Origin of the sequence: Luteolibacter sp. (assembly GCF_039920825.1) — a bacterium.
GTDB lineage: Bacteria > Verrucomicrobiota > Verrucomicrobiia > Verrucomicrobiales > Akkermansiaceae > Luteolibacter.
In genome coordinates this window covers 1-23,868 of the sequence record NZ_JBDSCX010000066.1, presented here as the reverse complement: position 1 = coordinate 23,868, position 23,868 = coordinate 1, and the positions used below count along the sequence as shown (strand labels likewise).

Here is a 23,868-nt window from a genome sequence, read left to right as displayed (position 1 = left end):
TTGCCAAGGGGGAAAACCCGGCGTAGTTTCACCGCCCGGCAGGAAATCCACCTCGGACTTCTGCCCGCCAAACGATTTATTTACCGCCGTGGGATTTTTGGATGCCATCAAACGCTGGCGGTTGGCCCGGGAAGGGCTTTCGTCAGGTAAAAAACGCCGTGTTCACAGCGAAAATCCGGTCATTCAGGCCTTGGAGGACAGCTTTTGGGTGAAACTCGCGCTTTACGCCACCGTCGCGGTAGGCATCGCGGTGCTCGTGCTCAAGGCCGCTCCGGGAACTGCCTTTGCGGAAGATCCTTTCAAGGGTGCGATTTACGGATTCATCATCGCGCTGACCGCCATCGTGATGTTCCAGGTCAGCTTGCAGGATTCCTGCCGCCGGAACAGCCGCGTGGTGCTGGTCCTTGGCGGCGTGGTCGGCCATTTGCTGATGGTCAAAGCGGTCATGGCGCTGGTGGACGCGGGGACGATTCCCGAAATCTACCGGTTTTTCGCCGTACCGTTCGCCCTGGCCCCGATGCTTCACGGCGTACTCCTCGGTCGGGCGGTCGCTGCGTTTTCCGCAGTTTACGTCACGTTGATCGGCTGTCTGCTGGTTCCTCAAGGCGACGTCCTCGGCTACATGATTCTCAGTCTGGTCTGCGGAATGACGAGCGTCCTGCTCGCCTATCAGGTTCGCAAACGCCTCCAACTCCTGCAGGCCGGCATTTACATCGGCGCGGTGACCTTGGTCACAGGCGCGGTGCTGGGACGACTCAACATCGCCGATTGTTTCGGACCGAACGCGGTGGACCATCTGCAATTGTTAGGAACCGGCAGCGCGGCGGCATTCGGCACGGCGGTTCTCACCGCGCTTCTCATCAGCGGCCTGCTGCCGCTTTTCGAAGGCACGTTCCATCTCACCACGGACATCAGTTGGCTCGAGCTCAGCGACCTGAATCACAGGCTGCTCCGCCAAATGCAACTCGAAGCGCCCGGCACCTTCCACCACAGCCTGATCGTCGCCTCGCTGGCCGAAGCCGCTGCGGAGAAAATCGGCGCCAACGCTCCGATGTGCCGCGTTTGTTCGTATTTCCACGACGTCGGCAAGCTCAAGAAGCCCGGCTATTTCATCGAGAACCAGCACGGTGGCGGTGAAAATCCCCACGACACGCTCACGCCGACGATGAGCTCGCTGATCATCATCGCCCACGTCAAGGACGGCATCGATCTCGCGGTGAAACACAAACTCAACCCGCGGATCATCGACGTGATTCAGGAACATCACGGCGATTCGCTGGTCTATTTTTTCTATCGGAAAGCACAGGAGCAGAAAAAATCCGAGTTGGAAAAAGTGGATCGCCGTCTCGAAAATCCCGAGGACCTGCCGATGGTCGAGGAGAAGAATTTCCGCTATCCCGGCCCGCGTCCGAGCACCCGCGAAAGCGGCATCATCTGTCTGGCGGACACCATCGAAAGCGCCTCGCGCTCGTTGAAAAAACCCACTCCCGCGAAAATCCGCGCGCTCGTCGAAGACCTCATCCGGGCGAAGATCAACGACGGCCAGCTCGACGACTGCCCCCTAACACTCCGCGAGCTCGCCATCCTCAAGGACAGCTTCACCAGCACCCTGCGCAGCATGCTTCATAGCCGGATCGACTATCCGAAGGATGATTCCTCCTCAGCCACGGCCACCAAGCGGATCACCAACGACGCCACCCAGGGCGGCCGGGTCATCCCGATGCCGAAGCGTGCTTGAGTTTCCTTTTTCAAAACCCTCCCCAACTCCATGTCGCTCGAAGTCATCATCGGCAACAATCAGGAAGCCACTGAAATCCCTGAAAGCTGGCTCACCGCCCTTGAGAGCGTTGCCCACGAAGCCGCCCGGCTCGCCTTGGAAAATGCCGCCGAGGAAGACTCGCCGTTGTCCCATCTCGCAACTCTCGAAGTCGCCCTGGTGGACGATACCACCAGCGATCAGGTCCACCGCGATTTCATGGACATCGAAGGTCCAACCGACGTCATCACCTTCCATCATGGCGAGATTGTCATCGGTGCCGAAGTGGCCGAGCGCCAGGCTGCCGAATACGGCGAACCGCTCGCCCGCGAAATCCTCCGCTACTTCGTCCACGGCCTGCTCCATCTGGCAGGTCATGAGGATGCCGATCCCGAAGAGCGCGCCACCATGGAAGCCGCCCAGGAAAACATCGTCGCCGCTCTCTGGACCGCCGACCTGCGCGAGCGTTTGAGCTGTTATTGATTTTCCGAAATGAGTCTCATCCATCACTCCGTCTGCCGCTGGTGCTACGACAGCATCCCCCTCGAAGACCTCTGCATCGCTGCTAGAGAAATCGGCATCTCCTCCATCGAGCTCGTCATGCCCGAGGATATGCCTATTTTGAAAAAACACGGCCTCACCTGCGCGATGATCAGCTTCCCGGTTGGCGAAACGCCGGATGGAACGAAGGTCGGCCGCATCGAGAAAGCATTCAACCGCATCGAACACCACGACACGCTCGTCGAAATCTACGAGCCCCACATGAGAGCGGCCGCAGCCACTGGAGCGAAAAACGTCATCGTCTTCTCCGGCAACCGCGAGGGAATGAGCGACACCGAAGGCATGCAAAATTGCGCCACCGGCATCTTGCGCCTTTTGCCGCTCGCCGAACGGTTAGGCATCACGCTGGTGATGGAACTGCTCAACAGCAAAATCGACCACCCCGACTACATGTGCGATCGAACCGCATGGGGCGTCGAACTCTGCAAGCTCGCCGGCAGCCCGAATTTCGGCCTGCTCTACGACATCTATCACATGCAGATCATGGAGGGCGACGTCATCCGCACCATCCGTGAGAACCACAAGTTCATCACGCACTACCACACCGGCGGCTGCCCCGGACGGAACGAGATCGACGACACGCAGGAGCTTTTCTATCCGGCCATCATGCGGGCCATCGCCGATACCGGCCACACCGGCCACGTCGGGCAGGAATTTATTCCGTTAGGAAAAGATCCCCTCGCCAGCCTCCGCGAGGGCGTGGAAATCTGCAGCATCTGAAACCTTGGACTGCGCGCAGTCCAAAGGGAGGCTATTTGATCCCGCGCAATTTCGAGAAGGCCTCCTTGGCGGCGGCGTCATCCTTCGGCCAGTTCTGATAGATATTTTTCAGCGTCTGGTCGCGGTCCTTGCCGGGCGGCAGGGTCATGGCCCATTGCGCGGCGGTTTCCGGTTCGTATTTGGAAACGGTCTCGGCATAGGTGCGGATGGAAACATTCTTGGCGGGGCCATCGGGAGTCGATGAAAGCCATTTTCCAGCTGCCTGATAGTCGTTCTGGGTCCAGTTGCGGACCATGTTGCGGATACCGCTGTCGGATTTTCCTTCGGGGAGATTTCCCCCCATCCATTCAACCCATTTGCCGGTATCGTCGCTTTTGACGTTGTAGGAAAACCCGCCGTCGGCGACGCCAGCAAGCTGCTCCGGGGTGAATCCCGCGTTCTCGATCCATTTGCTGCCAGCCTCGAATCCTTCCTTCGCGGCGTTCTGAGCCAGCGACCGGATGGCGCTGTTCGCAGCCTGATCCCTCATCTCTCCCTCGGGCAGCGTGGCGAGGTGTTCGCGAAGGGCGGCGAGAGTTGCCGTCCGCTCTTCAGGACTTTTGGCGGCATCCACGATGCTGCGGATGGCGCTGTCCCCATCCTTGAGTCCCAGTTCGCCGATGAGCTGGAAGGCAAGCTTGGGATCGTTGGCGGCGGCTCCGGAAATCATGCCGCGCTTGGCGTCGTCGTTGACGATGTCGGGAAATTTCTCACCGTTCTTGCGCACCCAATCGAGCGCGGCCATCGGATCGTCCTTCGCCCACTTCGCAAGCGAGGAGGAAATCACGTGCTTGCTCATGCCGTTTTCGTCGAAGACATCCGACGACTCGGTGAGCAGCGCCAGCGCGGCCTGCGGGTGATCGTTGGCGAGGGTCATGATCGAGAAACCGATGAGGCCCTGGCGCGTCTCGTCCTTGAGGTCCTTGTTCGCGCGGACTTCGGCGATGAGGATTTTCAATTGCCCGGCATCCAGCGACATCATGCGGTCCATGAAATCCATGATCTTCTTCTGCGTGGCCTCATCGGGCGGACCGCCTTTTTTCTGCATGGCTTCCATCTCCTTGGCGAAGGCGATGAACTCTGCGGCTGCCTTTTTGGCATCCTTCTCCTTGTCCTCACGTTCGTGCTTGGTGACACGCACGCCTTCCTCGGGGTGGGTGGAATCCACGACGATGCCGGACTTGGCGGCCTCCGCAACGAGTTTTGCATGGCTCTCGCGAACGGTTTCAAGCCGCTGGTGGTCCTGCCAGCCGAGAGTGGCGCCGATGGCGAGGATAAGAAGCGATAGGGCGATGGAAATTTTCATGATCCGTTAGAAATTCATTTGAGTTCGTTGAGGATCTCGTCACGACGTTTCGGGTCGGTGATCTTCCCGGCGAGGATCCGGGCTTCCTCCTTGTGATGGTATCCCGGGCCATTTGATAGAAACCCGACGAGGACGTCGTCATTGCCACTGGCCTCGTGATACTGGGTGGCAAGTTCGGCAGCTTCGGAAAACTCGAGTTTTTTGTTCACCTCGGTGGATCGGCCGAGAGCCGTGCCGGTGACCTTGTCGGTCGTGCCCGGGGCCTGGGTGGTGGCCCATTCACGCAGTGCGTCGATGTCGTCACGGGTGATTTTCTTATTCTGCGAAAGCTGCTGGATTTTCGAATCCGCCGCTTCCGAAACGCAAACCGCGCGTTCGGCGGGGGTGGCTTCGATGCGATCGAGATATTCAGTAACTTTGGTGTAGCCCTCACCATAAGCATTCTGCGAAGCCTGCTGCGCCAAGGTGCGGGCTTGCTCTCCCTCGGGCAATTGCGCCCTGACCAACTTGGCAAACGCGAGCTGGTCCTCCTCCTTGACCGCGTTTCCCGTATTATTCCGCAGAACTTCGGCACGCTGGTCCGCCGGCAAAGCGGTCAATCGCGCGGCGGCACCTGCTGGATCGGTGGAGATTAAAGTTCCGATCAACATCCCCTCGAATTGCATCCGCGAGCGGCTCTTGCCATCAAGCGACTTGCTGTCGAATTTCCCGGCGGCGATCTGCTGGTCGAACCAAGCCGTCGCCTTCGCCGGATCCTTGATCGCCCACTCCTTCATCGCATTGGATAGCTGCCAACCCATCACGCCGCGGTCGCCGTTGAGCCGGTCGATGTAGCGGGTCAGAGCGAATTCGGGATCCTTCTGGCAAAGCGGTCCGATGAGCATCTGCTCGAGCATTTGCCGCGTCTCGTCGGGCAGGTCGAGAGCCGCGATTTCATCCAATGCGGAAACAAGCTCCTCCTTGGACATCGATTGCAGCTTTTGCTGCATGCGGATCATCGTCCGCATGTCGCCCATGCCGTTGGATTGCCGCATTTCCGCCATCTGCACGGCGACTTTCTTCCAATCGATGCGCTCCTTTTCCTTCGCCAGCTTGTCCGGCGATTTCGCTTTCGACGAAGAAGTGTCCGGTCCGGAACCGGAGGAACGGGCGGCCAGGCGCTCTTTCAAGACTGCGCTTTGCTGCTCCAGCGTGGAAATCGAATTGCGTTCGCTGCCGATCCAGCCGGCGACGACAACCAACGCAAGAACGGGCAGTATGAATAATGTGGGTTTCAAGGCTTCACACCCAATGAATTCCATGCCCCCGTGTCAATGGTCTTGGGGTTAGAAAACCGGAGCAATTTTCAACCCACCCGCCGCTTCAGATCATAATCGCTTTCACCGCCCTGGCCGGCTCGACACCCGTGAGCTTGTAATCGAGTCCCTGGAATTTCGTGGTGAAACGCGTGTGATCGATGCCGAACTGGTGCAACAACGTCGCATGCAGATCCCGGACATGGACGATGTCCTGGACCGAGGCGTAGCCGAGTTCGTCGGTCGCGCCGTGGATCATGCCCGGCTTGATGCCCGCACCGGCCATCCACAAGCTGAAGCCCTTGATGTGGTGATCGCGGCCCGTGCCCTGGCCCATCGGCGTGCGGCCGAACTCGCCGCCCCAGATCACCAGCGTATCCTCCAGCAGACCCCGTTGTTTCAAATCCTTCACCAACGCGGCGGACGGCTGGTCGGTGAGTTTCGCGGCAGCCGGCATGTTCGCCTCGATGTCGCGGTGGTGATCCCAACCGCGATGATAGAGCTGCACAAAACGCACGCCCCGTTCGAGCATCCGACGGGCTAACAGGCAGTTGCTGGCGAACGATCCGTCGCCCGGCTGTTTCACGCCATACATGTCGAGAATGTGCTGTGGCTCGTCGCGCATGTCGGAGAGTTCGGGTACCGACGACTGCATGCGGAAGGCCATTTCGTATTGGGAAATGCGAGTCTCGATTTCCGGATCGACGCGTTCATCACGCAACACGCCGTTGAGCCGCTGGATCTCGTCGATCACCTGGCGTTGGGTCGATTGGCACACGCCGTCAGGACTACCGACATAATGCACGGCGCTACCCTTGCTCTGGAACTGCACGCCCTGGAACTTGCTCGGCAAAAAGCCCGCGCTCCACTGGCGGGCGGAAATCGGCTGATCCGGCAACTCACCCCGCGAGACCATGACGACATAGCCGGGAAGATTCTGCGACTCCGATCCCAGCCCGTATAGCAGCCACGATCCCAAGCTCGGGCGGCCTTTGAGAATCGAGCCGGAGTTCATGAACGCGTGTGCCGGATCGTGATTGATCTGCTCGGTGACCATCGATCTAACAACACAAATATCGTCCGCAATGGAACCGATATGGGGAAACAATTCGGAAACCTCGATGCCGCTCTCCCCCCATTTTTTGAATTTCGCGAACGAGCCGCGGGCGATCAACTTGCTGCCTTGGAGTTGGGCGAGTTGTTGTCCTACGGTAAACGATTCGGGAAACGGCTGGCCATTGAGAGCGTCCAGTTTCGGCTTGGGATCGAAGGATTCCAGATGCGACGGTCCACCCGCCATGCACAGGTGGACGATGCGTTTCGCCCTCGCGGGAAAATGCAGTCCACCCTGACTCTGGAGATACGGCATTGAGCTGCTAGATCCTGCGCCGAGAAGTTGCGACAATGCCATCCCCCCAAGACCGGCGAAGCTCTTCTGCAGGAATGTCCGGCGGCTAAAGTCCTGCTGGAAGCGTTCGAATTGATCGACGAGTGGATGCTTCATGGCTCAGTAGCGGGTGATGGTTTCGTGAAGATTGAGGATCACCCGGCAGAGTTGCGCCCACGCCGCGAGCTCGGCGGGATCCTGCCCGGTGCCGGAATCGGAGAGGCCGATTTTCAGGAAGGCCTTCGCATCGTCCGGTTTGGTTTGGTAGAACGCGCGCTGATTCGTTAGAAATTCCGCGAGCGATTTCAGTTCTCCGGGCTTCGCCTCGCGGGCGAGAGCGAGCTTCACCGCGAGCCGGATCCGATCCTGATCATTGCCTGGATTTTCATGGGTCAAACGCAGGGCAAACCCTCTCGCGGCTTCGACGAACGACGGATCGTTCAAGAGCGTGAGCGCCTGTTGCGGGCTGTTGGACTGGAAGCGGTCCGCAGTGCATTCCTCGCGGCTCGGCGCGTCGAACCCGGCCAACATCGGATGCATGAAGGTGCGCTGCCAGTGCATGTAAAGCCCGCGGCGGTATTGGTCGTTGCCGGTGCTGGCTTGATAGTCGCGCTCGGGGAAATTGAGATTCACCCAATAGCCGGCCGGCTGATAGGGTTTCACACTCGGGCCGCCGATGACTCCGTCGCGGAGCAATCCGGAAATGGAGAGCGCGTTGTCCCTCACAAATTCGGCATCGAGCCGGCGGGCGGATTGTTCGGCGAGCAAACGGTTTGCCGGATCCTTCTCCGCGAGATCCCGGCGGGTGGCCGACACTTGCTGATAGGTCCGGCTGGTGACGATGAGGCGCACCATGTGTTTCACATCCCAGCCGGAGTCGCGGAATTCAGCGGCGAGCCAATCCAGCAATTGCGGATGGGACGGCCATTCTCCCTGATTGCCGAAGTCGTCGAGGACGTTGGACAAACCCTTGCCGAAAAACTGTTTCCAAAGCCGGTTGGAAAACTGCCGCGCGGTCAGGGGATTTTCCTTGTCGGTGAGCCACTTGGCGAGATCAAGGCGGCTGAGCCGCGCACCGTCATTTCTAACCGAGATATGCGGGAGAAATCCGGGAACCGCAGGCCGCACTTCGTCCGCGGGATTCATCCAGGCTCCGCGGGGAAGAATATGGGTCGCGGGAATTTGATCCGCCGGCACCGCTTGGGCGACCACGGAGTAGGCGTATCCTCCACGACAGGCGATGATCGACTCGCGGAGCTTTCGATAGGCATCGGGCAAGGCGGCATCCGGCATCGTGCCCTGCATCCAGGCGGCGGCGAGTTCGCGATGATCGCTTTCACTTCGCGCGGCGGATTTGAGTGCGGCCGCCAACTCGCTTCGCAACGCGTTCTCCTCTCCCACAACCGCATCTCCGAACGGTGTGATGCTGATGCGGACGCGGCCGATGTCGGCGCTGGTAAGCGTCACCTGCAACACACGCCCCTCGGCAGAGGGAGACGTTTCCGCCAGATGATAGAAAGCCTGATGCGGCAGAGTCGCGGCATTTCGGGGCTCTTCCCAAATCGCGGGCGCGGACTGCCATTCGGGTTCGAGCAGCGGGCTGTTGTCGCCATTGTTGTATTTGAGAGGCGTGCGGCGATCCGCCTGGCTCCAGGCGATTTTCAATGGCTGGGAGGCGATCGCGAACGTTGGAGCGACTGCGAATTTGCCGTTTTCCCGTCGTCCCACCTTACCCAAGTTCTTTTCATCCGGCAGGACTTCCAAACGGATGGAGCGGATTGATTGGTTAGGCAGCGGGAAATTCAACGTGATGATTTCATCCTTCTGCGGCGGACCGGTGAAGACGACGGATTGATCCGGCAAAACTTCGTGAGGCGTGCCTTTCGCCGCCGTAATCTCCGACGGAGCAAGCTCGGCCCAGCCGGTGGGATGGGCGGCGAGAAATGTGGCGCTTTGTTCGCTCCAGAGTTGAATTGCAGGCTCGTCTCTTTCCGCTTTCAAAGAGGACAACACCTCGACTCCTGATGTTCGAAGAGCAGCCAAACGTTTCTCGACCGACGGAATCCGACTGTAAATCTCAGGGGGAAACGGCCAATCGTTGTTCGCTCCGCGAAGCGCCGGATTCGGTGTGTAGGCGTAGTCTGCATAGACTCCCCACTGCCGCACGTCGGCGAAAAACGCTCCGAGCGAATAGAAATCCCGGGTGGTAAACGGGTCGAACTTGTGGTCATGACACTCGGCGCAGCCAGTGGTTAGACCGAGCCACGCCGCGCCGACGGCCCGCACGCGGTCGCCCATCGATTTCGCGAGATACTCCTTGGGCTGGGCACCGCCTTCGCGGGTCATCAGGTTGAGACGGAGAAATCCAGTGGCGATGCGTTGCTCGTCGGTGGGATTCGGCAGCAGGTCGCCGGCAAGTTGCTCGGTGGTGAACCGGTCAAATGGCATGTTGTCGTTGAACGCCTTGATCACATAGTCGCGATAAGGAAAAACGCGGACGTTCTGGTCGCCGTGATAACCGACGGTGTCCGAAAACCGGACGACATCGAGCCACGGCACCGCCATCCGTTCGCCGTAATGCGACGACGCTAACAACCGATCGACCTGTTTCTCGTAGGCATCGGCAGCCGAATCCGCGAGGAAGGCGTCGAGTTCGGCCGGATCCGGCGGCAATCCGGTTAGATCCAACGACAGCCGCCGCAACAAGGTCGCCTTGTCAGCCGGTGGAGACGGTTCGATTTTCTCATTCTCCAGCGAGGCGAGCACGAACGCGTCGATAGGATTCGCAACCGCATTCTGATGAGTGGCAAGAATGGGAACCGGCGATTTGACGACCGGTGTAAATGCCCAATGCTGCTCGTATTTCGCACCTTGTTCGATCCAGGCGCGGATCAGCCGTTTCTGCTGGTCCGTCAGATCCTTATGGAAATCCTTGGGCGGCATCACCTCGTCCGGGTCCGTGGAAACGATGCGCTTCAAAATCGCGCTTTGGTCGGGTTTGCCGGGAACGATCGCACGCTCCTCCGAGTCCTTGAGTTTGGCGAAGGCTCCTTCGGGCGTATCAAGCCGGAGATCGGCCTCGCGTTTTTTGGCATCGAATCCGTGGCAGGCGAAGCAGGTGTTGGAAAATATCGGCCGGATATGGGCGTTGAAAGTGACCTGTTTCGGCAAGGGATCGCCCGTGACGTTAGATACCGTCGCGGCGGAACTTTTTTGATCGCACCCGGAATTGAGAAAGACGGGGAGCAACGCGAGACAGGACAACCATTTCATGGAGCGAAGATGCGGATTTCGTTGAGACCGCCACCATGATTGGGGTTGTCCAAGGGGCGCTCGGGAAGGCGGTAATGACTGTCAACCACCACCTTGACGAACCTTGCCGTCACCGGCGCGAACGGAAAAGACTCGAAGGGAAAATCAACTCCCGGCGATGGAAGCTCTGCAATTCGTTGAAGTCGCCCATGAACGATTTCCCGGAAATCGCCCCCGTCGTCCGAGACAAGAATCCGGAATCCCCGGGTGCCGCGGTCGCCGTGAGTTCGGTTACGCGTGTTCTGCAGGTCGATCCGGCCGATCTCCGTCTTCTCCAACAGATCCACGGTGAACTCCCCATCGGTCTCGTTGGGCGAAAGCCAGAACGACCAGTCCCCCGGCGAGCCGGAGTCATTCAACCGACCGTCGGTTAGAGTTTGGGGCGGAAACAAGCTGCCGTGCGGCATGGAATAGAATGCCGGGCTGGATACCGGTTTGCCGAGTGCCAGATTCCCAGCCAATGGCGAAGGTCCGGAAGTAGTCGGCAGATGGCGGGCGGAATCCGCGAGATCGACGCGGTAGTCGCCGAGAGTGGAAATAAGGCGGGTGCCGCCAGTTTCGCGGACAATGGCCAGCGAATCGCCCGACAGAAGGCGCTTCCGCGGAGTTTCCTCTGCGGGAATCTCGATTTCACCGGAGAAGACCTCCGTTAGAATGACAGGACCCTCGACACCGGAACCGACGGCGACGCCGAACTCCGTGCCAAGATCGGTAATCCTTCCGGCGGGTGTGTCCAAGTGGAAACCCTTGAGCTTGTGCGGGACTTTCACCGTCGCTCTCCCGTGGGAGACGGTCATGGAAGTCTCCGAGGTGATTTCAAAGCGACAGGGCCCTTCCAAAATCACCCGCACGCCATTTCGGTAACTGACTTCGGCAAAGCCGCGGACGAGATCCATCGGACGGTCGAGCAATCCTGAACCGGCATTGTCCTTCCACTCGGCAGCGGTGGTTCCCGTCAACGTGGCGGCGGGTGCTCGATGGCTGTTGGAATAGAGACCTATCCCGATCACCACGCACGCCGCTGCTGCTAGAGAGGAAGAGCCGAGCCAGATCCTCCGGGTCGGCCGGACCGATTCGATCGAAACAACATTCTCCACGCGCCGGTGACGGATCAGCGCGGCGTGAATCCGCAGGCTCTTGCGATAGTGACCTCGAGCTTCCCGCGAACCACGGAGAATTGAGTTGAGCTCGTCGATGCTGGAATCATCCATCGTCTCGTCGAAGAGATGTTGCAGAAGCTCGTCGAGCCGGTTGGGATTGTAGTCCGCAGTCATGACGGCCGTTCGCTGAGTTTTCCCTCCACACAACTCTCCAGCATCTGGCGGATGCGGTGAAGCTGCACCGAGAGCGCACCGGGGCTGAGGTTGCACGAAGAGGCCATCTCGTTGACCGAAGAATCCGGATGATAACGATGAAGAATGAGATCGCGTTTCTCCTCAGGGAGCTGTTCGAGACAATCATGCAGGGCGTGATCGAGGGCGGTGGTCGCTTCGAGGTCGGAGTCGTCCTCGGCGGCTAACAGATCCAGCAATTCGGGATCGAAAACGTGCCGGTCGCGCGCGGCATCCCGGCGCGCGGCCTTTATTTGGAACCAAGCGATCCGGCAGGCCCATGGCATGAAGGGCTTGGCCTGATCGTAATCCGCCGCCTTGCGCCACAAAACCAGATTGGTTTCCTGGAGAACGTCGTCCGCCTTGGCCTGATTCGGCAGCAGCGAAAGGATGTAGGCGTGCAGCGCCGCCTGATGACGGGTGATCAGCGCGACCAGATTCTCCTGCGGGTCTTGTGGATGGCTCGCCATGGGTTCCGGTGAATATTACCGGAAATCGGCGGAATCTTACGCGGAGATTTGGCGATTTTTCAAAATCAGAGCTTGGTCAGCTTGGTAACCCGCCCGGTTTTATTCCAGTCCTGTACGTAGAGATTACCGACCTTGTCGAAGCTGAGGCCGTGTGGCGCGGTGAAAATCCCGAGCTGCTGCTCCTGCGGCGGCACTCCGAAATTCGCCCACTGCGCCTTGTTCGGGTTATCGCCGAGGAAGGAGACGGGGGTGCCGTTTTTGTCGAGAATGGTGACGCGGGATTCCAGTTCGGCAACAGCGAGGTTGTCCCCCATGAAACTAACAGAGCACGGCCGGCGGAGGTTGGAGGAATGGACGCCGATCCAATTCAAATCGAGATCAAGATGGACGAGCCGGCGCTTCTCACGGTCCGCAACCAGCAGTCGCGGCGCGCCGAAACGGGTGTCGATCGAAAGGCCATGCGGCGTGTTGAATTGCTTCTCGTCCGGTCCCTTGCTGCCGAAGGATTTGAGAAGTTTCCCGCCGGCGTCGAACTTGTGGATGATGTTGGAGCCGTAGCCCATCGAGGCGAAGATCGCACCGTCGGGCGCAATGGTCACACCGGTGAGCCCGTTCCAACCACCGGGGACTTCCCCTGTTGTGGCATTCGGTATTTCAAGCAACAGCTTGCCTTCCGTATCAATCTTGCACACCCGCAGCGGCGGTTTGTTGCTGTTGAGCTGGGCGCCATAGATCACGGTCTTGCCCTCTTCCTTGCGTATGGCCATCGCGTGGAACCCCTGGCACTGCGGCGCGATCGTTTTGATGAATTTTCCATCAGGCTGATAGACAATGACGGACAGTTCGGAATCCGTGGAAACATAGATCAGTCCGGTTTCCTCATCGATCACCACGCCGCCGTGGGTAGGCCCGATGATTTTTCCGTCCGGCAGCTCGCCCCAGTGCGGAACCGCTTGGTATTGCCATGAACCGTTGCCGGTGTGGACCGCGGTTTGCGGGTCGTCGCCGGGCCTGGTGCCGGGTTCGGGATGGGCGAAAGCGAGCGGGGCGACGAGGAATGGAATGAGGTAACGCATGGGTTTCGAAGATTCAATTTCAGCGGATGGCCGTGACACTAACGCGCTGGGATCGGCGTTGTATCGGCCTTTTTGAATTTTTTTCTTGGCAAGGCCGGCTTAATCCATACCGTTTGCTCCAGATTAACGAATGCACCTATCCAAGAAATCAGAGTATGCGCTGCGCGCCACGATCAATCTCGGCATTGCCACCGAAGTCGGTCGTACGACGGTTTCCGGCTCGGAACTGGCTGAAGCCAACCGCCTACCGCTGAAATTCGTCGAGCGGATCCTGCAGGAGTTGCGCGAGGCCGGCATCGTCGAAACCCATCGCGGGAAATTCGGCGGCTACGCGCTCGCCAAGCCCGCCGACCAAATCGGGATCGGCCAGCTCGTACGCCTGATGGACGGTCGCCTCGCTCCGATCTGTTGCGCCAGTGAAAATGCCTACCAGCCCTGCACCTGCCCCGACGAGGACCACTGCGGCCTGCGCATGATCATGATCGATGTCCGCAACGCCATCGCCAACATCCTGGACCGCTACACTGTGGCCCAAGTCGTCGAAGTCACCCTGCGAAAAATGCGCCGCGACGGCATCGTCCCGCCATTCGCCACCGCAGAATCGTTCGCCGTCGCGGACACCGCTCCGAAACGCAAAGCCGATCCCGCCGATGGCTTCCTCGCCGGCCTCTCCCAACTCGCAACACTCACTCAAGATCCCAATGAGCACGATCACCTCTGAACAAACCTCGTCCGACGGTCCACCGACCGACTGGCTTGAGATCGTTCGAAAAAACGTGGCCAATCTCCGCTTCGGTTCGGTCCAGATCACCGTCCATGACGGCCGCGTCACCCAAATCGAAAGCATCGAAAAAACCCGCTTCGTCGCTGGCCGCGACGACAGCCCCACAGGCAGGAAATAACTCAACACCCGGTGCGCCTAACATGCGCACCCGCCACACTTCAAGAGACCGACCGGACAACCGGAGGAATCGACAAGTGCCAGCCCGATCCGGCGCATCCGCGCCGGGGCCAGCAGCTTGTCATCCCTTCACATCCGGGACGGTCTCTTTTTTTGTCCGATATTTCATCACCTCCCGCCCACCCGACACCCGGAGGGGAAACCAACAACCACTGATCCCAGGATCACCTAACACGAAAATCCGCAGACATCCATGAATACCAAACCAACATCGCAGTCCTCCAAATTCGGAGTTCCATCCAGCCGCCTGTCCAGCACCGCCGCCCTGGCCATGCTCACCGCTTTGCCGATGCAGTCACATGCTGCTGAGGAAAAACCGACCGCGGCCTTCGCTCCCGAAGCCTTCGACCAACTCTGGAGCCTCGCCACTCTCTACAAAGACGACACCAATCCCATACTCGAGGAATTCAAACTGCGCGGCCGCTATCAGGGCCAATATTGGAATGTCGATGCGGATCAAGGCAACCAGAGCAACTGGGAGGACCGCCGCTCGCGTTTCGGATTCGACGCCAAGCTGTTCGAGAAGCAAATCGAAGCTCGTGTCGATTTCCAGAGCAACGATGGTTTCGATGATTTCTACGATGGCCTCGTCGATGCCTACATCCGCTGGAAGCCCGCGAAGTGGATCAGCATCACCGCTGGAAAAACCAAACCGCTGATCGGCCAATACGACTGGCTGGAATCCACCAACTCCGAACCGACTTTCGAACGGTCGCAGATTTTCAACCAACTCGGCATCAACCGCGCCAGCGCTCTAACGGTGGAAGGCACCACCGGCGATTACTCCTGGCGCGCCGGAGTTTATTCGAACGACACCCCGAGCACCACGGCGGATCCCGTCACCAAGGTGTCATCGGGGGCCTGGGGCGACGGTGAATTCGGTGATTTCGATGGCGGCGTTTCCTACTCGCTCGGCGCGGGATATGATTTCAAAAAGATCCTTTGCCTCGACAAGGCCGACGTCCGTCTGGACTGGCTTCACAGCGACCGGGAACCCGGCGATCTGGTGTTAGGAAAATACGATGACATTCTCTCATCGACCTTCACCGTGAAGCAAGGCCTGGCGGGAGTGGTTGTGGAAGGCTTCTACGCCAGCGGCGGAGACGGAACCAACAGCAACGTCTTCGGATTCTACATCGAGCCCACCTACGACATCATCCCCCACCGTCTCCAGCTCGTCGGTCGATACTCGTTCGCCAACAGCACCGGTCCGCTCGGCGTGGTCGGCCAATCCCGCTACGAGAAGAAAGTCGCCACCGGCGGAGGCCTCGGCGATTCCTACAACGCCATCTACGGCGGCGTCCAATACTTCATCTATGGCGACCGGCTGAAACTCATGGCTGGGGCCGAGTGGTCGCGGCTCGATGGAGAAACCGGCGATGCCTACGACGGCATCACCCTGCTCACCGGCGTCCGCATGTCTTTCTAACGTTTTCATCGCTCCCGCGCCCCCTCACCGGGGCACTTCCGAAAATCAATCCCCAAATCCCATGAGTACGAATTCAAACACCGACAGCATCATCCAACAGGAATACATTTCCATCGGCCAGCTCGCCGCCTACCTCGGATGGTCCACCCGTTTCATCGAGGGCCTCGTCCGTGGGGAACACCTGCCTGGTCTTGAAATCGACGGCCAGTGGCGCTTCCGCCGCGACGACGTCGTGGACTGGCTCGAACAGAAAATCCAAACGCTGGACACCGCACGGGTCTCCGAGCTTGAAGCAAAAATGGAATCCTCGCTGCTGGCCGACGGCACGTTCCGCACCACCCGCAGCGACCGTCTCACCTCGCGCCTGCCGCTCAAGGGCATCGCCCTCGACGTGAAAGCAGCCAACAAAGCCGAACTGCTCCGTTCTCTAACTACAGTCGCCGAAGCCACCGGCCTGTTGTTCGACCGGGAACACCTGTTGTCATCGCTGGTGGACCGCGAGTCGTTGTGCTCCACCGCCATGCCCGGAGGTGTCGCGCTTTGTCATCCACGCCGCCCGATCCCGTCCATCATCGAGCGCCAGTTCCTCTGTTTCCTGCGCACCACCACCCCGGTAGATTTCGGCGCGGAAGACGGTGAAGGCACCTCGCTCTTCTTCCTGCTTTGCACGCCGGACGATCGTTCCCACCTCCATGGACTCGCACGCCTCGCACGCATCCTCCGTGGAAACACGCTGGAACTCCTGAAGTCGCCCGCAAGCTCCGAGGACATCCTCAAGGTGCTCGCCGACGCGGAATCCAGAATCCAACAGAAAGCCTGACTCAATCCCATTTCCAACCTATCATGAAAACCAAACACCTCATCCCCGCGATCCTGGCCTCCGTTCTCGCGCTCGTCGCTTGCGAGAAAAACAAACCGACCTCATCCGCGAGCACCGCCACCGTCAAACTCCTCAATGTTTCCTACGATCCCACCCGCGAATTTTACGCGGACGTGAACGAGGTGTTCAAAAAGGATTGGGAGGAAAAAACCCATCAGAAAGTCGAGATCGAGCAATCCCACGGCGGCTCCGGCAAGCAGGCCCGCTCCGTCATCGAAGGCCTCGAAGCGGATGTCGTCACACTTGGCTTGGCAGGTGATATCAACAGCATCGTCAAGGAGTCCCAGAGCATCCCCGCCGATTGGCAGGGCAAGCTCAAGGACAACAGTTCACCCTACACCTCCACCATCGTGTTTGTCGTTAGAAAAGGCAATCCGAAAGGCGTCAAGGACTGGGCAGATCTCGTGAAGCCCGGCATCGAAGTCATCACTCCGAATCCGAAGACCTCCGGCGGTGCCCGCTGGAACTACCTCGCCGCATGGGCATGGGCTAACAAGGAGTTCGGCGGCGACCGTGCGAAGACCATCGATTACATCACCCGTCTCTTCAAGAACGTCCCCGTCCTTGATACCGGTGCCCGCGGGTCCACCACGACCTTCGCCCAGCGGCAGATCGGCGACGTGTTCCTCTCGTGGGAAAACGAGGCATATCTGATCGAGAAGGAATTCCCGGGCAAGACGGAGATTATCTATCCGTCCATCAGCATCCTCGCCGAACCCCCCGTCGCCGTCGTCGAGAAAAACGCGGAGAAACACGGCACTGCCGCGGTCGCGAAGGCTTACCTCGAGTTTCTCTATACCGACACCGCCCAGGATCTCGCCGGCAAGCATTTCTACCGCCCGCGGAACGCCGCGATCGCCGCCAAATACGTCGATAAACTCCCGAAACTCCCGCTCGTCACCATCGACGCGGATTTCGGGGGCTGGGCGAAAGCGCAGAAGGAACACTTTGACGACGGAGGCACATTTGATCAAATCTACAGTGGCAAGCAATGACGGTTCCGGCCCGGTGAATTCCTGATCCAATCCAGATGTCAAAACGACAAGTCATACCCGGCTTCGGCCTCACGATGGGATTCACCGTGAGCTACCTCGGCCTCATCATCCTGATCCCGCTGGCCGCCTTGTTTCTCAAGGCGGCCGGTCTCGGCCTGTCCCAGTGGTGGGCGCTTCTGAGTTCGCCGCGGGTGATTGCCGCCACCAAGCTCACCTTCGGCGCCAGCGCGGCGGCCGCTTCGGTGAGCGTGGTGCTCGGCCTGCTGGTGACATGGGTGCTGGTGCGCTATCAGTTTCCGGGCCGCCGCCTGCTGGATGCCATGGTCGATCTTCCATTCGCCCTGCCCACCGCCGTCGCGGGCATCACACTGACACAGATCTACGCACCTAACGGATGGGTCGGCCAATACATCGTGAAACTCGCGGAGTGGCTTCAGCCGCACTTCACGCCTAGCGGATGGATCGGTCTCCAACTCCACGACTACGCCACAAAAGGAGCCGCCTATAGCCCGTTAGGAGTTTTCATCGCCCTGACGTTCATCGGTTTCCCCTTCGTGGTCCGCACCCTGCAGCCGGTGATGGAGGATCTTGGAAACGAGATCGAGGAGGCCGCCGCCACGCTGGGAGCGAACCGCTGGACGGTATTCCGGCGGGTGATTCTGCCGTTGTTGATTCCAGCGCTGATCACCGGCTTTACGCTCGCCTTCGCCCGCGCCATCGGCGAATACGGCTCGGTTATTTTCATCTCGGGAAACCTGCCGATGAAAACCGAAATCCTGCCGCTGCTCATCGTCGCACAGCTCGAACAGTTCAAATACGAAGCCGCCGCCGTGATCGCCTCCGCGATGCTCATCGTATCCTTCGCGCTGCTGTTCCTCATCAATCTCATCCAACGCCGGCTCGACTGGCAGAACCGCTGAACTCATGGCTTTCCGCCCGTCCACCACCGAGTCCCCGCTCGTCCGCGCCATCCTGATCGCCCTTGCGGTCATCGTTCTCGGCCTGTTCCTGCTACTTCCGTTAGGTGCCGTCTTCGCCGAAGCGCTGCGCCGCGGATGGGAGGTGTTCCTCGCCTCGCTCCACGATGACACCGCTCTTTCCGCCATCAAACTTACGCTGATCGCGGCCGGAGTTTCCGTGCCGCTCAATACGCTCTTCGGAGTTTCCGCCGCCTGGTTGGTGACGAAATATCGCTTCAAGGGGCGCTCGCTGCTGCTTTCCCTGATTGATCTTCCCTTCGCCGTTTCACCGGTCATCGCCGGTCTGGTGTGGATGATGATCTTTGGATCGAAAGGCTGGTTCCCGCCTAACATGCTCGAGGATTTGCTCGCGCCACTCGCCCATGTCGCCGCCAATCTCTCGGAATACAAGGCGTTCGGCTGGCTGTTCACCGATCTCGCGGACTGGCTGGCGAATCCTAAAATCGTCTTCGCCACTCCGGGCATCATCATCGCCACGGTGTTCGTGACGTTTCCCTTCGTTGCCCGCGAGCTCATTCCGCTGATGGAATCCCAAGGCAGCGATCAGGAAGAGGCCGCCGTCACCCTCGGAGCCCGCGGCTGGCAGATCTTCCTGCGCGTCACGCTTCCTAACATCAAGTGGGGCCTGCTCTACGGCGTCCTGCTTTGCAACGCCCGCGCCATGGGCGAGTTCGGCGCGGTCTCCGTCGTCTCCGGCCACATCCGGGGAAAAACCAACACGCTGCCGCTCCACATCGAGGTGCTTTATAACGAATATCACTTCAGCGCCGCGTTCGCCTGCGCCACACTGCTGGCTTTCCTCGCCCTAGTGACGCTCGGCATGAAGAGTGTCGTCGAACATTTCTCCGGCCACTCCGCTTCCGGTCACAAATAAATCCTTTCCCATGTCGATCTCGATCCACTCCATCAACAAGACCTTCGGCAATTACGCCGCACTCGAAAATGTCTCCCTCGAGGTGCCCGACGGTTCGCTGACCGCTCTGTTAGGTCCATCCGGCTCGGGAAAAACGACCTTGCTGCGCATCGTCGCCGGACTTGAATTCGCCGATCCCGGAAATGGTAAAATCAAATTCCACGGCGAGGACGTGGGCGACATCCCCGCCGGAAAACGCGGTGTTGGATTCGTGTTCCAGCACTATGCCCTGTTCAAGCACATGACCATCGCGGACAACATCGCCTTCGGCTTGAGCGTGCTTCCGCGCTCCAAGCGGCCGCCGAAACAGGAAATCCACGACCGTGTGTTCGAACTCTTGAAACTCGTGAAACTCGAAGGCCTCGACAAGCGCCGCCCGCACGAATTGTCCGGCGGCCAACGCCAGCGCGTCGCACTCGCCCGCGCGCTCGCCATCCGGCCGAAAGTTCTATTGTTAGATGAGCCCTTCGGCGCGCTCGACGCCCAGGTTCGCAAAGGCCTTCGGCGCTGGTTGAGACAGTTTCACGACGAGATCGGCCTCACGACCCTCTTCGTCACTCACGACCAGGAAGAAGCGCTCGAACTCGCCGACCAGGTCGTGGTCATGCGCAACGCCCGCGTCGAACAGGTCGGCAAGCCGCAAACGGTCTATGACCAACCGCGCAGCCCGTTTGTTTACGAGTTCCTTGGAAACGTGAACAAGATGAGATCCGGCGCGGAAACCCAATACGTGCGTCCGCACGAAATCGAAGTCCTGTTCGCCGCCGAATACGACCCGACCACCGACTCACTGGCACGAGTGCAGCACCTTTTCTCCGCCGGACCGATCGCCACCCTAACCGTGAAACTAAACGACGGCCAGTTCCTCGACGTGGAGTTGTCGCGCAAGCAATTGGAAGAACTCGGCCTAAGCGTCGGTGACGAAGTCGCCGTGCGGCCGTCGCAAGCCGCGACCACCTTGTCGTGACGGGTATATGAGGAGCCACGACACTCTTGTCGTGGGGCGAATGAGGAGAGAAAGGAAATGCCTTTCAGATACCGATTTCGCCTCTCATTCGCTCCACGACAAGAGTGTCGTGGCTCCTTATGAATTTACCGCCGCTTGCGGCGTTTCGGCTTGTCCTTGGGACTGGCGTAGCGGCCTTCCTTCTGCTTCACCGCCGGACCGACCTTTGCGGCGGTCTTGGTGTGCGGCTGCTTGCCATGCTTTTTCGCGACCTTCGCCGCCGGGCGATGCGTGCCTTCGGTGGTCGGCTTGCCGGCCACGGCGAAATCGACGAAGCGCTTGTCGAAGTCGATGTTGATGACGCGCAGCGGAATCCGCATGCCTAACTGAATGACTTTTCCATCCTTGGAAACCCAGGCCATCCGGTGCGGTTCGAAAAACCAACGGCCTTCGGGCAGGTCCTCGCGTTTCACAACGCCGCGCACGCCCATGTCCGGGATTTCCACCATCAGGCCCATGGGTCTAACGTCGGTGATGAGACCGTTGAAAACCGGTGGAGTCGGCTGCTGTGCGACGCGGTCGAGATATTCCAACAGCTTGATCTGCTTCGTCTCGCTCTCCGCATCCGACGAGGTGCGCTCGGTATCCGAAATGTGGCGGGAAATTTCATACAAGTCCGCCTGTGACGGAGTGCGGTCGTGTGGCTTCGGCGGGTTTTCCAACAGCGGTTGCAGCGCGCGGTGTACGATGAGATCCGCGTAGCGGCGGATGGGACTGGTGAAATGGCAGTAGTCGGTCTTCGCGAGTCCGTAGTGGCCGATCGGCTCGGCGGAATAGACGGCGCGCTTGAGACTCTTCAACAGGCCTAGCTTGATGACGTGCTCCTCGGGGCTGCCTTTGGAATCATCTAGCAGCTTCTGAATGTGCGTGCGGTTGGTAAGGTCGCCGGGGCGGTAGCCGTGGGCCTTGGCCGTCTCGGTGTAATCCATGAGCCGCGATGGATCGGGATCCTCGTGAATTCGATAGACGGCGGGCTTCATCCGCTCGCGCAGGATTTTCGCAACAGCCTCGTTCGCCGCCAGCATGCATTCCTCGACGAGCTGGTGGCTCTCGGTGTGGACGACGGGTTCGGCCACGGAGGCGCGGCCCTGGTCATCGAGGCGGATCTTGATTTCCGGCATTTCGAGATCGAGCGCGCCGTGTTCGAAGCGGCGGCGGCGGAGCGTGGAGGCGAGGTTCCAGCCTTCCTTGACCATGCCGACGAGCTTGGGATCGGAGCCTTCCGGAGCGGGCTTGCCGTCGAGAATGGCTTGGGCCTGTTCGTAGGAAAGCTTGGCGCGGCTGTGGATGACGGCGTCGATGAATTTCGATTTGATGATCGTTCCTTCGTTTGAAATCTCGATCACGGCGCACTTCGTCAGGCGATCGACATCCGGCTTGAGCGAGCAGATTCCGTTGGAAAGTCCGGTGGGCAGCATCGGCAACACGCGATCTACCAGATAAGTGGAATTTCCACGCTCGATGGCTTCCTTGTCCATCGGGCTGCCCGGCTTGATGTAATGCGAGACGTCCGCGATGTGAACGGCGAGTGTCCAACCGGTTTTTGTTTTCTCACACCAGATCGCGTCGTCGTGATCCTTCGCGTCGGCGGGGTCGATGGTGATGACGAGCTTGTCGCGCCAGTCCTTGCGGCGCTCGATTTCGGATGCTTCCGGAAACTCGGGCACGGCGCGGGCTTCGGCCAGCACTTCATCCGGAAACGAGGTCCGCAAGCCGAAGCGGTGGATCACCGAAATGATGTCCACGCCGGGATCGCCGGGCCAACCTAACACCTCGATGACACGGCCGCGCGGATCGTTCTTCCGGTCCAGCCATTCCTCCAAATCAACGACGACCAGCTGCCCCGGCATGGCGGTGGTGTCGCCGACGACATCGACGCGGCCCTCGACCGCCTTGTCGTCGCAATCGATCCAGCCGAAGTTGCCTTTTTTTCGATAGATACCGACCAGCTTGCCCGAACGGCGGGCGAGCACCTGATCCACCTTGCCGCGCATTTCGTCCGAAGTATCCGGGGTGGATTCGCTGCGGGTGCGGAACGGACGGGCGACTTGTTTGATGATGGAAACGGCCACCTTGTCGCCATCGAGGGCGGTGCCGACGTTCCGGCGGTCGATGAAAATACGCGAGTGGAGTGTGAAATCGATGCCGGAGGCGATGTTATGCGCGTCGGTGATTTCCGGGAAAAAGAACGCGTGGCCTTTGGGGTGAAATTTGAGCGAGCCGGTGAGCTGGTTTTTCGGTGCGGCCGGCAAAACGTAGGTGTTCTTTTTGCCATCGATGATGACTCCTTCGTTCACCATCGTTTCAAGAGTGTTTTTCAACTCGGCGATTCGGGTGCCGGGAAGTTTGAGGCCACGGGAGAGCTGCGACTTGGAAAGCGGGTTGCCATTTGCATTGCGGAGGGCGTCGAGGATGGAATCTCGCAGAGTATTGCCGGGCATGCCGCGAGTTTGTCGCCTGCCCCTGTTCTCCGCAACGGCAAAGGCGGAAGAAAAAGATTGCGACAGGGAAAATGAGGGCTTAGGTGTTTACCATGTGAATGCGAGACCGATTGAGGCATTGTCAGCCCGTGATTTCTCGTATTTGCTCCGCAACCGTGAACACCAAATCCCAATCCGCCATGAAAACCCATCCAACACGCCGCAAGAGCGGCTTCACCCTGGTCGAGCTCCTCGTCGTTATCGCGATCATCGCGGTGCTTGCCGGCGCCGGATTCGCGGCGGGAAATGCCGCCATTCAGAAGGCTAGGAAGACCACAGCACTCGCCGCCTGCACGGCTATCGATCAGGCGGTCAGTCAATTCTACGCGGAATACGGAGCCATGCCCACGAAAGATACGACCAGTGGTGAGACCGATGCTCCGGCGTTGGACACAAAAACCGACAAGGAATTTCTCAATATCCTGCTAGGCCTCAACGAGACCGCGAATCCGCCTCTCAACACTCGGGCCAACAAGTTTCTTTCCGTTAAGGAAGGTAAGAAAAAGGGGACCACCGACGGGACCAACGGCATCATTTACAACGCAGACGGTAAAACTGTGCTCGGTCTTTTCGATCCATGGGGCGGAACCTATAAAGTCATTCTGGACACGGGATACGACGAACGAGTCATGCCAGCCCCCAAAGGAGGTGGTGGCCCTGTGAACCCGCTGAACGGGCGCCACTCCGCCACTTGGAGCGATGGAGCTGACGGGGTGGGTGCCGCCGCAGGCAACGCCGCCGACGACGTGAAGACCTGGTAAGCCGGGAAACACACAACTCTTCCAAACCCGTCCGGCTTAGGCTGCGGCGGGTTTTTTTGTGTGGCTTTTGGTTCGTAGTTTAACCCTTTAGGGCAATGCCTTTAAGGATTCAACCAGCTGTCTAACAGAGCGTTTTGCACTGGTACTTTTAAAACAGATGTTTTGATTGGGTGGGTGTCTGACCCATCCATCTCCCACCTGCCGTTTTTC

Annotated in this window: 20 protein-coding genes; 12 read left to right on the top strand and 8 right to left on the bottom strand. The window is 59.4% G+C overall.

Annotation, left to right across the window (positions count from 1 at the left end):
• The first annotated feature begins 88 nt into the window (after positions 1 to 88).
• The 3 genes from ABIQ96_RS19300 to ABIQ96_RS19290 are packed head-to-tail and all read left to right on the top strand — an operon-like array spanning position 89 to position 3,037.
• On the top strand, positions 89 to 1,738 hold the full coding sequence (locus ABIQ96_RS19300) for an HDIG domain-containing metalloprotein (protein ID WP_348216273.1): 1,650 nt from the start codon (positions 89 to 91) through the stop codon (positions 1,736 to 1,738).
• 30 nt (positions 1,739 to 1,768) lie between these two features.
• Positions 1,769 to 2,239 carry an rRNA maturation RNase YbeY gene (gene ybeY, locus ABIQ96_RS19295; protein WP_348216272.1) on the top strand — a complete coding sequence of 157 codons (471 nt, stop codon included), beginning with the start codon at positions 1,769 to 1,771 and terminating at the stop codon, positions 2,237 to 2,239.
• Between the two features lie 9 nt (positions 2,240 to 2,248).
• On the top strand, positions 2,249 to 3,037 hold the full coding sequence (locus tag ABIQ96_RS19290) for a TIM barrel protein (protein WP_348216271.1): 789 nt from the start codon (positions 2,249 to 2,251) through the stop codon (positions 3,035 to 3,037).
• Between the two features lie 31 nt (positions 3,038 to 3,068).
• Here the strand turns inward: ABIQ96_RS19290 and ABIQ96_RS19285 are convergent, their stop codons facing one another.
• The 7 genes from ABIQ96_RS19285 to ABIQ96_RS19255 form a co-directional block, all read right to left on the bottom strand.
• A complete protein-coding gene (locus ABIQ96_RS19285; RefSeq protein ID WP_348216270.1) occupies positions 3,069 to 4,382 on the bottom strand; it encodes a hypothetical protein in 1,314 nt (437 codons plus the stop codon).
• Positions 4,383 to 4,396: 14 nt separating this feature from the next.
• A complete protein-coding gene (locus ABIQ96_RS19280) occupies positions 4,397 to 5,659 on the bottom strand; it encodes a hypothetical protein (RefSeq protein WP_348216269.1) in 1,263 nt (420 codons plus the stop codon).
• 85 nt (positions 5,660 to 5,744) lie between these two features.
• Positions 5,745 to 7,181, bottom strand: a complete 1,437-nt coding sequence (locus ABIQ96_RS19275) for a DUF1501 domain-containing protein (protein WP_348216268.1) — start codon at positions 7,179 to 7,181, stop codon at positions 5,745 to 5,747.
• 3 nt (positions 7,182 to 7,184) lie between these two features.
• Positions 7,185 to 10,337 (bottom strand): PSD1 and planctomycete cytochrome C domain-containing protein, encoded by a 3,153-nt coding sequence (locus ABIQ96_RS19270; protein WP_348216267.1) that lies wholly within the window; start codon positions 10,335 to 10,337, stop codon positions 7,185 to 7,187.
• The gene (locus tag ABIQ96_RS19265) at positions 10,334 to 11,650 is read right to left on the bottom strand and encodes a discoidin domain-containing protein (protein WP_348216266.1); all 1,317 of its coding nucleotides are present in this window, start codon (positions 11,648 to 11,650) and stop codon (positions 10,334 to 10,336) included. The genes ABIQ96_RS19270 and ABIQ96_RS19265 overlap by 4 nt, the downstream gene beginning before the upstream one ends.
• Complete coding sequence (locus tag ABIQ96_RS19260) at positions 11,647 to 12,177, bottom strand: sigma-70 family RNA polymerase sigma factor (protein ID WP_348216265.1); 531 nt, start codon at positions 12,175 to 12,177, stop codon at positions 11,647 to 11,649. Before ABIQ96_RS19260 ends, ABIQ96_RS19265 begins: the two co-directional genes overlap by 4 nt.
• 65 nt (positions 12,178 to 12,242) lie before the next feature.
• A complete protein-coding gene (locus tag ABIQ96_RS19255) occupies positions 12,243 to 13,253 on the bottom strand; it encodes a 6-bladed beta-propeller (protein ID WP_348216264.1) in 1,011 nt (336 codons plus the stop codon).
• Between the two features lie 130 nt (positions 13,254 to 13,383).
• On the opposite strand from ABIQ96_RS19255, the gene ABIQ96_RS19250 reads away from it, so the two are divergent.
• From ABIQ96_RS19250 to ABIQ96_RS19215, 8 genes are all read left to right on the top strand, one after another.
• Positions 13,384 to 13,974 (top strand): Rrf2 family transcriptional regulator, encoded by a 591-nt coding sequence (locus ABIQ96_RS19250; protein ID WP_348216263.1) that lies wholly within the window; start codon positions 13,384 to 13,386, stop codon positions 13,972 to 13,974.
• Positions 13,955 to 14,155, top strand: coding sequence for a YezD family protein (locus ABIQ96_RS19245; RefSeq protein WP_348216262.1), 201 nt, complete (start codon positions 13,955 to 13,957; stop codon positions 14,153 to 14,155). Before ABIQ96_RS19250 ends, ABIQ96_RS19245 begins: the two co-directional genes overlap by 20 nt.
• Positions 14,156 to 14,407: 252 nt before the next feature.
• A complete protein-coding gene (locus ABIQ96_RS19240) occupies positions 14,408 to 15,643 on the top strand; it encodes a porin (RefSeq protein ID WP_348216261.1) in 1,236 nt (411 codons plus the stop codon).
• A 61-nt stretch (positions 15,644 to 15,704) separates the two neighbouring features.
• Complete coding sequence (locus tag ABIQ96_RS19235) at positions 15,705 to 16,463, top strand: PTS sugar transporter subunit IIA (RefSeq protein ID WP_348216260.1); 759 nt, start codon at positions 15,705 to 15,707, stop codon at positions 16,461 to 16,463.
• 23 nt (positions 16,464 to 16,486) lie between these two features.
• Positions 16,487 to 17,518 carry a sulfate ABC transporter substrate-binding protein gene (locus tag ABIQ96_RS19230; RefSeq protein ID WP_348216259.1) on the top strand — a complete coding sequence of 344 codons (1,032 nt, stop codon included), beginning with the start codon at positions 16,487 to 16,489 and terminating at the stop codon, positions 17,516 to 17,518.
• Positions 17,519 to 17,553: 35 nt separating this feature from the next.
• Entirely contained in the window at positions 17,554 to 18,438 is an 885-nt protein-coding gene (locus ABIQ96_RS19225; RefSeq protein ID WP_348216258.1) for a sulfate ABC transporter permease subunit CysT, read from the top strand.
• A 4-nt stretch (positions 18,439 to 18,442) separates the two neighbouring features.
• Positions 18,443 to 19,372 carry a sulfate ABC transporter permease subunit CysW gene (gene cysW, locus ABIQ96_RS19220; RefSeq protein ID WP_348216257.1) on the top strand — a complete coding sequence of 310 codons (930 nt, stop codon included), beginning with the start codon at positions 18,443 to 18,445 and terminating at the stop codon, positions 19,370 to 19,372.
• A 10-nt stretch (positions 19,373 to 19,382) separates the two neighbouring features.
• A complete protein-coding gene (locus tag ABIQ96_RS19215) occupies positions 19,383 to 20,378 on the top strand; it encodes a TOBE-like domain-containing protein (protein WP_348216256.1) in 996 nt (331 codons plus the stop codon).
• Between the two features lie 125 nt (positions 20,379 to 20,503).
• On the opposite strand, the gene rnr is transcribed toward ABIQ96_RS19215, so the two are convergent.
• Positions 20,504 to 22,858: a ribonuclease R gene (gene rnr / locus ABIQ96_RS19210; protein ID WP_348216255.1), complete on the bottom strand. Its 2,355-nt coding sequence runs from the start codon at positions 22,856 to 22,858 to the stop codon at positions 20,504 to 20,506.
• Between the two features lie 179 nt (positions 22,859 to 23,037).
• On the opposite strand from rnr, the gene ABIQ96_RS19205 reads away from it, so the two are divergent.
• Entirely contained in the window at positions 23,038 to 23,658 is a 621-nt protein-coding gene (locus ABIQ96_RS19205) for a type II secretion system protein (protein WP_348216254.1), read from the top strand.
• Positions 23,659 to 23,868 lie beyond the last annotated feature (210 nt).

Bases quoted from the DNA above. Each gene is read 5' to 3' on its own strand.
- ABIQ96_RS19270 (WP_348216267.1), bottom strand. From the start codon at position 10,337: ATGAAATGGTTGTCCTGTCTCGCGTTGCTCCCCGTCTTTCTCAATTCC.
- ABIQ96_RS19275 (WP_348216268.1), bottom strand. From the start codon at position 7,181: ATGAAGCATCCACTCGTCGATCAATTCGAACGCTTCCAGCAGGACTTT.
- ABIQ96_RS19205 (WP_348216254.1), top strand. From the start codon at position 23,038: ATGAAAACCCATCCAACACGCCGCAAGAGCGGCTTCACCCTGGTCGAG.
- ABIQ96_RS19285 (WP_348216270.1), bottom strand. From the start codon at position 4,382: ATGAAAATTTCCATCGCCCTATCGCTTCTTATCCTCGCCATCGGCGCC.
- ABIQ96_RS19240 (WP_348216261.1), top strand. From the start codon at position 14,408: ATGAATACCAAACCAACATCGCAGTCCTCCAAATTCGGAGTTCCATCC.
- ybeY (WP_348216272.1), top strand. From the start codon at position 1,769: ATGTCGCTCGAAGTCATCATCGGCAACAATCAGGAAGCCACTGAAATC.
- cysW (WP_348216257.1), top strand. From the start codon at position 18,443: ATGGCTTTCCGCCCGTCCACCACCGAGTCCCCGCTCGTCCGCGCCATC.
- ABIQ96_RS19260 (WP_348216265.1), bottom strand. From the start codon at position 12,177: ATGGCGAGCCATCCACAAGACCCGCAGGAGAATCTGGTCGCGCTGATC.
- ABIQ96_RS19230 (WP_348216259.1), top strand. From the start codon at position 16,487: ATGAAAACCAAACACCTCATCCCCGCGATCCTGGCCTCCGTTCTCGCG.
- rnr (WP_348216255.1), bottom strand. From the start codon at position 22,858: ATGCCCGGCAATACTCTGCGAGATTCCATCCTCGACGCCCTCCGCAAT.
- ABIQ96_RS19290 (WP_348216271.1), top strand. From the start codon at position 2,249: ATGAGTCTCATCCATCACTCCGTCTGCCGCTGGTGCTACGACAGCATC.
- ABIQ96_RS19255 (WP_348216264.1), bottom strand. From the start codon at position 13,253: ATGCGTTACCTCATTCCATTCCTCGTCGCCCCGCTCGCTTTCGCCCAT.
- ABIQ96_RS19215 (WP_348216256.1), top strand. From the start codon at position 19,383: ATGTCGATCTCGATCCACTCCATCAACAAGACCTTCGGCAATTACGCC.
- ABIQ96_RS19265 (WP_348216266.1), bottom strand. From the start codon at position 11,650: ATGACTGCGGACTACAATCCCAACCGGCTCGACGAGCTTCTGCAACAT.
- ABIQ96_RS19235 (WP_348216260.1), top strand. From the start codon at position 15,705: ATGAGTACGAATTCAAACACCGACAGCATCATCCAACAGGAATACATT.
- ABIQ96_RS19245 (WP_348216262.1), top strand. From the start codon at position 13,955: ATGAGCACGATCACCTCTGAACAAACCTCGTCCGACGGTCCACCGACC.
- ABIQ96_RS19225 (WP_348216258.1), top strand. From the start codon at position 17,554: ATGTCAAAACGACAAGTCATACCCGGCTTCGGCCTCACGATGGGATTC.
- ABIQ96_RS19250 (WP_348216263.1), top strand. From the start codon at position 13,384: ATGCACCTATCCAAGAAATCAGAGTATGCGCTGCGCGCCACGATCAAT.